Source organism: Parasphingomonas frigoris (assembly GCF_036663815.1).
GTDB lineage: Bacteria > Pseudomonadota > Alphaproteobacteria > Sphingomonadales > Sphingomonadaceae > Sphingomonas.
On the sequence record NZ_JAXOJQ010000031.1, the window covers coordinates 1 to 1,785 of the forward strand.

The following is a 1,785-nucleotide window of genomic DNA, read 5'->3' on the forward strand; positions in this document are numbered from 1 at the left end:
CGGCGGCTACAACAACAACCTACGGACGATCACCGAAGAGCTTCAGGCGCGGTATGACGATGGTACGTTCGCCTTGCAGGGCGGCGGTTTCTACCTCGACGAGAAGAGCCCCTCTCCGCTCACGTTTCTCACCGTCAACCCATTGCAGGCGGCAGGAATATTGGGCCAAGGGCCGATCATCCTTCCCGCGATCGCGCAAACGCTGCTCGGTGTAAACGGTCCACTGCTGCCCTCGCTCAACGTCCAACCCGATGCCTCGGTGCGGGGTCGCAGCAAAGCGGTCTATGCACAGGCACAATATAAAATCATCCCGACCTTAACCGCGACTGCTGGATTCCGATGGACCTGGGACACCTTTGGCGGTGATATCCAGAGCTATCAGGATGCTCAAAGCTATCAGGTGTTCAACCGCCTCGCAGCGCTGGGTTTGGTGTCCCCGGCGCAAGCGGCACAGGTTATCGGCCTTAATGCAAACCTTTGTGTGTATGATGCATTTCTGGCAGTCGCGGCGGGCGGCTTCCCTACCTTGAAATATCCAAACTGTAGCAAGCCATCGTTCAGCGGCAAGAGCGACGGGCCGACTTGGCAGCTTGGGTTGGACTGGCAGGCGGATCCACAGACACTTGTCTATGCAGTTTCGCGTCGCGGCTACAAATCGGGGGCGAACAATCCGATCGTTACGCTGTTTCTGGGCAGCGACTATCCGCTTGCCCCGGTCAAACCGGAACGGGTAACCGATGCCGAAATCGGCTTGAAGCGCGACTGGACCATCGGCGGCGTCAAAGCCCGTACCAACATCGCTGCCTTCTACACATGGTTCAACGATGTGCAGGTGATTCAGCGCGCCGCGATCGCAGGCTCGGACATCTTGGCGAATGCCAATAAAGCCCGGGTTGTTGGGCTGGAGTTCGAGGGTCTCATAATTCCTTTCAAGCCGCTCACGATCAGCGGGACCTATTCATATAACGACGCCAAATTCCTCAATTACGTCACCATCCCCATTCCTGCGATCCCGTCGGCATTGACGGCGGCGCAGCCGTCTCGAGATCTGTCGAGCACACCGTTTACCTTTGTTGCCCGACACAAGTTCAGCCTGGATGGCCGGCTTGCCTTGCCAATCTCGAAGGTCGAGGGCGACATGGCAATCCGTGCGACGTATTCGTGGCAGTCGCGCCAGCGCGTCGCAACGGATGTACAGCCGTTCGACACTATCGCGCCCTATGGCCTGCTCAACCTGCGGCTCGAGTGGAACCAAATGCGCGGTGCCCCGCTCGACCTAGCGATTTATGGCACAAACGTGCTCGACAAGGCGTACAGGATAACGGCCAATACCGGGTACAATAACTCCGGATTCAGCAACTCGATCTATGGCGAGCCAGCGCAATATGGTCTGTCCTTGCGGTATCGTTTCTGATGCGCAGATACGCTCCAGTTTCGCTTGTGGCCTTGTTGCTTGCCTCATGCGCCTCAAGCCCTGAGCGCCGCTCGATAACGTCGACACAGCAACATCTGGTCAATCGGATGACGAAGGCTGGCGCATCAGACATCGATGCCAATGGTCGTGCCGATGGCGGGATGAGTGTAGCCGGGACGCTAGACGGGCGCGCGTTCGGAGTCGCAGTCCCAGCGAGATGGAACGGGCAGGCGGTGCTCTTTGCCAACGGCTATTCAATCCCCGGCAGTCCCGTATCGGTGCCCGCCGATCCTGTCGCGAAAGATCCTTCGGGAGGCTTCCTTACAGCAGCCTATAAACAGGGTTTCGCGGTCGGGCAAAGCGCGTTCGAC

Annotated in this window: 1 protein-coding gene; it reads left to right on the plus strand. The window is 58.4% G+C overall.

The window, feature by feature from the left end:
• On the plus strand, positions 1–1,414 hold a 1,414-nt coding region (locus U1872_RS22185), incomplete at its 5' end, for a TonB-dependent receptor domain-containing protein (RefSeq protein WP_332795043.1).
• Positions 1,415–1,785: the final 371 nt, after the last annotated feature.